Annotated in this window: 6 protein-coding genes; 3 read left to right on the top strand and 3 right to left on the bottom strand. The window is 56.3% G+C overall.

Annotated elements, in window-relative coordinates:
• Window positions 1-395: 395 nt before the first annotated feature.
• Together AC1D35_RS33915 and AC1D35_RS33910 are read left to right on the top strand one after the other, a co-directional pair.
• On the top strand, window positions 396-1,604 hold the full coding sequence (locus AC1D35_RS33915; protein ID WP_113308490.1) for a glycosyltransferase family 4 protein: 1,209 nt from the start codon (window positions 396-398) through the stop codon (window positions 1,602-1,604).
• Between the two features lie 124 nt (window positions 1,605-1,728).
• The gene (locus tag AC1D35_RS33910) at window positions 1,729-4,005 is read left to right on the top strand and encodes a polysaccharide biosynthesis tyrosine autokinase (protein ID WP_113508564.1); all 2,277 of its coding nucleotides are present in this window, start codon (window positions 1,729-1,731) and stop codon (window positions 4,003-4,005) included.
• A 61-nt stretch (window positions 4,006-4,066) separates the two neighbouring features.
• Here AC1D35_RS33910 and AC1D35_RS33905 read toward each other — a convergent pair whose 3' ends face one another.
• The 3 genes from AC1D35_RS33905 to ung all read right to left on the bottom strand — a co-directional run bounded on the left by AC1D35_RS33905 (window position 4,067) and on the right by ung (window position 6,444).
• On the bottom strand, window positions 4,067-4,675 hold the full coding sequence (locus AC1D35_RS33905; protein ID WP_477942251.1) for an alpha/beta hydrolase: 609 nt from the start codon (window positions 4,673-4,675) through the stop codon (window positions 4,067-4,069).
• Window positions 4,676-4,689: 14 nt separating this feature from the next.
• The gene (locus AC1D35_RS33900; protein WP_477942249.1) at window positions 4,690-5,622 is read right to left on the bottom strand and encodes a VOC family protein; all 933 of its coding nucleotides are present in this window, start codon (window positions 5,620-5,622) and stop codon (window positions 4,690-4,692) included.
• Between the two features lie 129 nt (window positions 5,623-5,751).
• On the bottom strand, window positions 5,752-6,444 hold the full coding sequence (gene ung, locus AC1D35_RS33895; protein ID WP_477942247.1) for a uracil-DNA glycosylase: 693 nt from the start codon (window positions 6,442-6,444) through the stop codon (window positions 5,752-5,754).
• A gap of 288 nt (window positions 6,445-6,732) precedes the next feature.
• On the opposite strand from ung, the gene AC1D35_RS33890 reads away from it, so the two are divergent.
• A partial coding sequence (locus tag AC1D35_RS33890) for a phosphohexomutase domain-containing protein (RefSeq protein WP_477942245.1) occupies window positions 6,733-7,766 on the top strand: 1,034 nt, incomplete at its 3' end.

Below are 7,766 nucleotides of genomic sequence, written 5' to 3'. Positions count from 1 at the left end.
CTTCTCACCGTTCCAATTTTCTCAGCTGTCAGCCAACCCCAAGGGACGGCACTGAGGTCCGCACTCCGTCGGCACATTAACCGCGCACCCCAAAAAAAGCCTCACTTCGATGGCATTTTTTTTGCACTGCAGCGAAGAATACGATAACGTCATGCTTGATTAGGTGTGAAGAGCCTTTGCAACAAAGTTTGTGCGATAGGTTGGAAGCCCTTGATTTAATTGTTGACGTTAGGCGTTGTTAACAGACGGATACGCAAGTCAATTGGTGAAACGACACGCTGCATCGAGTACCCTCACACATCGCTAGGCTTTGCCCTGACGTGAGGGGCGGCCATTGGGGCCAAGTACTGCGGCTTCAGATCAGCCCTAATTCAATTCGAATCATAGGACCAGATATGCCTTCCTGCGTGATTATCGTTGAAAATCTTCCAGTCCCGTTCGATCGACGAGTATGGCAAGAGGCATGCGCGTTGCGGGATGCAGGCTGGCAGGTTTCCGTGATATGCCCGAAAACAGAACAGTATCCCGAGAAGTTCGAGATCATTGACGATATTGAGATCTTTCGTCATCCGCTCCCGCTCGAGGCTCGCGGAAAACTTGCCTTTATTGCCGAATATAGTGTCGCACTGTTCTACGAATTCACTCTGCTTTTCAAAGTGCTTCGGAGAAGAGGATTCGATGTCATTCAGGCCTGCAATCCTCCGGATCTGATTTTTCTGGTTGCGCTCCCCTTCAAGCTATTGGGCAAAAGCTTTGTTTTTGACCACCACGATGTAAGCCCGGAGCTCTTTGTTGCAAAATACGCGAAGCGCGGCTTCTTCTATCATCTGCTGAGACTTGCCGAACGACTGACTTTCCTCACGGCGGACCTCGTGATCTCGTCCAATGAGACGCACCGCGAATTGGCAATGTCGCGAGGAGGAAAGAAGGGCGAAGATGTTGTATCCGTTTACAGCATCCCGGATAAATCGCGAATTCGCCGTGTTGCGCCGAATCTGGAACTTCGTGCCGGCGCGCGGGTAGTTCTGGGCTATGTCGGAATTATCGCCGATCAGGACGGTGTCGACCACCTGATCCGCTGCGTTCATCAGCTCGTAAAGGTGCACGCAATCACCGATATAAAAGCAGTCGTCGTGGGAGATGGCCCGGCACTTGAGACGGTTAGAAATCTTGCTGCAGAACTAGAGATAGAAGACTTTGTAACTTTCACTGGATATCTGCGCGGAGAGCAGCTACTTGCCGCGTTAAGTACCTTTGACATAGGTATCATTCCGGATCCAGTAAATGAATACAACGACAAGATAAGCATGAACAAGGTTTTCGAATATTCCGCGCTTGGAATACCTTCCGTTTCCTATGATTTGCGCGAAACAAAACGTTTGCTTAAATCGGCAGGGCGTTACGCTGACGCACCGACACCGGAAGCGCTTGCAAAAGCTTGTTTGACGCTAATAACCGATGACAATGCCAGGGCAGAAGCCGGCCAGCGCGCAAAAGCATTGGCGGAAGCTGACTTCAATTGGGATCACGAAGCGCAAAAGTACGTCGGCGCTTATTCTCGATTTCTTAAACAGGAAGAAGTTAGTCTTCAGACTGGCACTTGATGAAGAGTAGTCATGTTTCATCGCGAGTGCTGTTGCTTCAGACAATTGCGTTGCCTGGAGATGGGCGCTTTTAATGTGTTCGATCGTATATTCACTTGAGCTTGTTAACTAACGGAGGCCCGGATTGCTATCGCCAGATAAGGTCTCGGCGCATGCCGATGAAGATTGGGAAAACGCCGGAGCCGGCGATACCATCGATGTTGAAAGACTGATTGCAGTTGTACGCCGTCAGTGGCGTGTAGTCGCGATCTGCATTGTTATCTTCGCAATCCTGGGCCTCGTCTATATCCTGACGGCTGTACCGCGCTACACCGCTTTGACCAGCGTTCTTATCGACCGCGGTAACAGCGAAATCGTCAATCAGATGTCGTCCAACGTCGGCATTCCGATAGAGGACGATGCCTCTGTGCTCAGTGAAGTCGAGCTCTTTAAATCCGACTCTATCAGTCTGACGGTCGTTGATAAGCTGAAGCTGCTTGATAATCCCGAGTTCACTTCGCCCGCTCGCTCGCCGATCAGCATGCTTCGCTCGCTATTGAATTTCCGTACCTGGTTCGCCAGTGACGATGTAGCAGCCGACGACGCTGATACAAAGCGCCACAACGCGGCCGACAAGATCGTTACCGAAATGGACGTCGAGCGCATTGGCCGTTCCTACGCGTTGTCGATCAGCTACACCTCGACCTCCCCGGAACTCGCATCGAGCGTCGCGACCGCAATCGCGGAAGCTTACCTCGTTGACAAGCTGAACTCGAAATATGACGCCACCCGCCGGGCAAGCGACTGGTTGCAGGAACGTATCGACGAACTCAAACAGAAGGCACTCGAGTCGGACCTCGCGGTCCAGAAGTTCCGCACTGCCAACGGCCTTGTCGCTGCCGGGGGCCAGTTTCAGCTCCTCAGCGACCAGCAGCTCTCTGAGTTGACGACGCAGTTGATCGGCGCGCAGGCCGATACAGCAAGAGCGCGGGCAAAATACGAACGCGTCAAGTCGATCATCGACAGCAAGCGCACTGATGCAATCGTGACCGACGTTCTCGACAACTCGATCTCTAACGACTTGCGCAAGAAGTATCTGGAAGCCTCGAAGCTTGAGGCCGAAATATCTGCTCGTCTCGGACCGGATCACGTGCAGGCCGTTCGCCTTCGCAGCGAAATGGCTGAGTACCAGCGACTGATGTTCGAGGAACTGAACCGTATCGCTGAAAGCTACCAGAGCGAGCTCCAGGTGGCGGAAAGCCGCGAGAAGTCACTGCAGGCGAGCGTTTCCCAGGCAACCGGCGTAACGACCGCGGCCGGTGAAACTCAGGTTCAGCTTCGCGAGCTCGAGCGCACTGCAGATACCTATCGCAACCTCTACCAGACCTTCCTCGCCCGCTTCCAGGAAGCGACACAGCAACAGTCATTCCCGATCACCGACGCGCGTATCATCACCAGAGCACAGGTACCGACGACTCCGAGCGCGCCGAAGAAGCCATTGATCCTCGCTCTGGCCATGGCGCTCGGCGCAGCCTTCGGCGGCGGGATCGGCGCCTTCCGCGAATTCCGTGACCGCTTCTTCCGCACGGGCGAGCAGGTCCGGGATGTTTTGTCGCTCGAATATATTGGCCATGTACCGGCCGTCGACGCGAAGGAAGCAACCAGCAGCACCAACGAGCCTGAATCGGCGCGCGGGCTGCAAAACGGCAACGGCATTACCAATTACGTGGTCAACCATCCACTGTCAGCCTTCGCTGAAACGATGCGTAGCGCCAAGATCGCCGTCGACATGGAAAATCCGAGCTCGCGCTGCAAGGTCATCGGCGTTGTCTCCTGCCTTCCCGGTGAAGGAAAGTCGACTGTCGCCATCAACCTTGCCCAGCTTCTTGCCATGCAGGGCGCGCGGACCTTGCTGATCGATGCCGACCTTCGCAATCCAGGCGCGACGCGCGCTATCGGCCGCCATGCGGAACAAGGCATTCTGGAAGCGTTGCTGGAAGGCAAGCCGCTCAAGGATCTGCTGCTGCTTGACAGCAAGACAAGGCTCGCCTTCCTGCCGGCAGTCGTCAAGCGCCGCGTGCCGCACTCCTCCGATCTGCTTTCTTCCTCCATCATGGTCAATCTGCTGGAAGAGCTGAAGGCGCACTTCGACTACATCGTTCTGGACCTGCCGCCGCTCGGCCCGGTCGTCGATGCCCGCGCGGTCAGTCCGATGCTGGATGCATCGCTCGCCGTTATCGAGTGGGGCCGCACGTCGCGGCGCGTCGTTCGCACCACCTTCGCAGTTCAACCCGAGCTTATGCAAAAGTGCATCGGCGTTGTCCTGAACAAGGTCGACACCGAAAAGCTGAAGCTCTATCGCTCTTATGGTTCCGGCGAGTACTATTACAACCGCTACTCGGCCTATTACCACGAAGCGTAAGAACGCTTTCGACCAAAATCTGAAATGCATTATGCGGCGAAATTCGCCGCATAATTTTTTGTCAGGCGTATTCCGCAAAGAAGGACTGAATGGCCTCAATTTCATTAGGCCGGATATCGTGGCCACCGGAATGCCACTCCGTCCGTACGTCAGCCTTCTGCTCGGCAAAATAGCCGTCTAGCGCTTCCGTCAGCGCGACCGGTGAGATCGGATCTCGCTGACCGGCCGTGATCAGTATTCTTCGCCCGCGAAGATCGGGATTGGCGCGCGGTCGGAAAGGGATGAGCGGATGAAGCAGTGCTGCTGCATCGAACACACCTTTTTCGACGAGCACGTTTGCCAGAATATTGGCGCCATTCGAAAATCCCAGCCCAAGAATTTTGGATGCACCGTGGGAAGCCGCCAGATCCCGGACGTAACCCGCCATTTTTTCGGTCGCCCGTTCAAGGTCGACCATATCATAGACGCCTTCCCCCGTGCGCTTGAAAAAACGGGCTGCACCGTACTCGGAGACATCGCCGCGTGGCGAAACGATCGTTGCTTCCGGCAGCAATCGCCTGCCGAAGTCGAAGAACTGGTTCTCGTCGCCGCCTGTTCCGTGAAGCACGAAGAGGATGGGCTTTCCGGATGCACCGGCATGCAGCCGGTGCACATAACCTTTGTCAATCATTGTTCTATCTCCGCTTAGGCTTCGAGCGGCTGCAAATGCTGCTCGATAAGGGCGCGCAAATGAGCGTGCTGCTGCGGCAGCTTCAATGCCTCGCCGAGATGAGCAGTATCTTCGTCGCGGTCGAAACCTGGCTCGTTGGTTGCGATTTCGAACAACACGCCGCCAGGCGTACGGAAATAAATCGCCCAGAAGTAATCGCGATCGATGACCGGGGTGACCTGATAGCCGGTGTCCATCAGCGCCTTGCGCACCTCAAGCTGCTTTTCGCGGTTTTCAACGGCGAAGGCGACATGGTGAACGGAGCCGGCGCCTGGGAGTGCACGAGCGATGCTGGGCATGGTTTCGAGGTCGACGAGATGCGCCCCGTTGCCGCCGGGGATGACGAGCCGTTTGACACCGTCCTGTTCTTCCTGAACCTCGTAGCCCATGAACTTCAAAAGTTCGGCAGTAGCGCCATCATCCTTCAGCCGCATGGCGACCGAGTGGAAGCCTCTGATAGCCTGATCTTCGCTGATACCGCCATGTGTCCAGGGAGCGCGGGCATCGTCCCTGACCTCGACGAGCGCGAAGCCGTCTCCGTCCGGACCGGCAAAATTCAGGCGCTTTTCACCGAAGATTTCCTCGGCTTTCAGACCGCCGACGTTGAGCTTGGTCAGCCGATCGCTCCAGAAACCGAGCGAGCCCTGCGGGACCGAGTAGACCGTGGTGCCGACTTCACCGGTACCCGGGCGGCCTTGTGCCATCTTCGGGAACGGGAAGTAGGTCATGACCGTACCCGGCGAACCGGTCTCGTCACCGTAGTAGAGGTGATAGACGTCGGGAGCGTCGAAATTGACAGTCTTCTTGACGCGGCGCAGTCCGAGCGCATTGGTGAAGAACTGGTTGTTGGTGCGGGCGTCCTCCGCCATCGATGTGACGTGGTGCAGACCCTTGATTTGATCGAGCATTTGAGACCCCTTTCTGCCCGCATTCGGCGGGCTTTCGATGGGTCATAGATGAGCGCTTCCCGCCGTTTCTCATAGCCCGGCAAGCCGACACGCATTGTCTCCAATTTGTGAACAACAATGCAAAAGCGTTCAAGGATTGGCGGGAAGCTGCCAGTCGATCGGCTCGCGACCGTGCGACTGCAGGAATGCATTCGCCTTGGAGAAATGCCGGGATCCAAAGAAACCGTTATGGGCCGAGAGCGGAGACGGATGCGGCGCCTTCAGCACCAGATGCCGCCTTGAGTCGACAAAAGCCGCCTTCTTTTGAGCATAGGAACCCCAGAGCATGAAAACGGCAGCTTCGCACTCATCGTTCACCTTGCGGATAACGGCATCGGTAAACCGTTCCCAGCCCTTGCCCTGATGCGAGGCGGCCTGGGCCTCCTCCACGGTCAGCACGCTGTTGAGCAGCAGTACGCCCTGCTGAGCCCAATGTTCCAGAAAGCCGTGCCGTGCCGGGGGAATGCCGAGATCCGTCTCCATTTCCTTGTAGATGTTGACAAGCGAGGGTGGAATGCGCACGCCCGGCCGCACACTGAAACATAGCCCATGCGCCTGCCCTGMGCCGTGATAGGGATCCTGTCCGAGGATCACGACCTTGAGCTTTTCAAGCGGGGTCAGGTCGAGCGCGCGGAAATATTCGCTGCCTTTGGGGAAAATCCGCCGGCCGAGTTCCTTTTGCTCCAGCAGGAAGGTCTTGAGCTGCTGCATGTAAGGACTTGCAAACTCGCCTTCGAGCGCAGCCTTCCAGCTCTCTTCTAGAGTGACCGACGTCTCGTTCACGACGCAAACCTCCGGGATCAACGCAGTTGATGTAGGACAGCCGTTCTAACAAAAATGTCTATACCTGCAATACGCAACGTTGCGACGGATATTTCCATCTCGCAAAGACGAACAACTGTCATAAATCGGAAATTTATTCATATTAGCAAAAACTCTGGTAACGATGCTTAAATGATGGCAATACTTCGCTTATGCCGCCCGCCGGTTTAACTATGTCCTAATTTTGCTGTTTACCCAAGCAAATCAGCACAGTAGAAACGGTTGTTCAGAGCGCGAGGGTGTTTTCGCATGAAGTTTGGGACAAGCGGCCTTCGCGGTCTGTCGGCGGATCTGAAAGGACGCCCATCGGCGCTATATGCCGCGGCTTTCGGCAAATATTTGCTGCAGAGCAAGAAAGCAGAACAGGGCGATGTCATCCTGATCGGGCGTGACTACCGCGACTCCAGCCCGGAGATCGCGGGCAATTGCGCTGGCGCACTGGCAAGCCTCGGGTTCAAAATTCTCGACTGCGGCGCCGTTCCGACGCCGGCCCTTGCCCTTTATGGCCTTGAGAGAAAGGCCGCGTGCCTGATGATAACGGGTTCGCATATTCCGGCGGACCGCAACGGCATCAAATTCTATCGCCACGACGGCGAAATCGACAAAGCAGACGAAGCCGCCATTACCCATTTTGCCGCCGACATCGAAGCCTCCGGCGAGACTGTCGTCAGTGCACGCGCAGTCTCAGAGGATCACTCTGCGCCGTGCCTGCAATTCTTCTTCGAGCGCAATACGGCCCTCTTGCCTGAAGTTGCGCTCGCAGGGATGAAGATCGGTGTCTATCAGCACAGCACCGTCGCCCGAGATCTGATGGTCGACATCCTTGCTTATTACGGTGCAGAGGTCATCGCCCTTGGTCGGTCCGAAACCTTCATCCCCGTAGACACCGAAGCCGTTTCCGAAGAGACGATCGCCCTTCTGAAGAGCTGGGTCTCAGCGCATGGCCTTGACGCGATTGTTTCCACCGATGGCGATGGCGACCGTCCGTTGGTTGCCGACGAGACCGGAATGCCGTTGCGCGGCGATCTTCTCGGGCTGATTGCGGCCAACTTCCTAGGCGCCGGGACTGTCGTCACGCCGGTCACCTCCAATTCCGGCATCGAGACAGCCGGGCCTTTCAGCGTCGTCCGCACCCGTGTTGGTTCCCCTTTCGTCATTGCCGGCATGGAAGAGGCGGTTGCCGCCGGCAAGGATCTGGTTATGGGCTTCGAGGCGAATGGTGGAATGCTGACGGCAACGCCTTTCGACATCAACGGTCGCAACGTGCGTGCATTGCCGACACG

This window comes from Rhizobium sp. P1_E6 (genome assembly GCF_056405875.1).
This window is presented reverse-complemented; position numbering and strand designations above follow the sequence as displayed.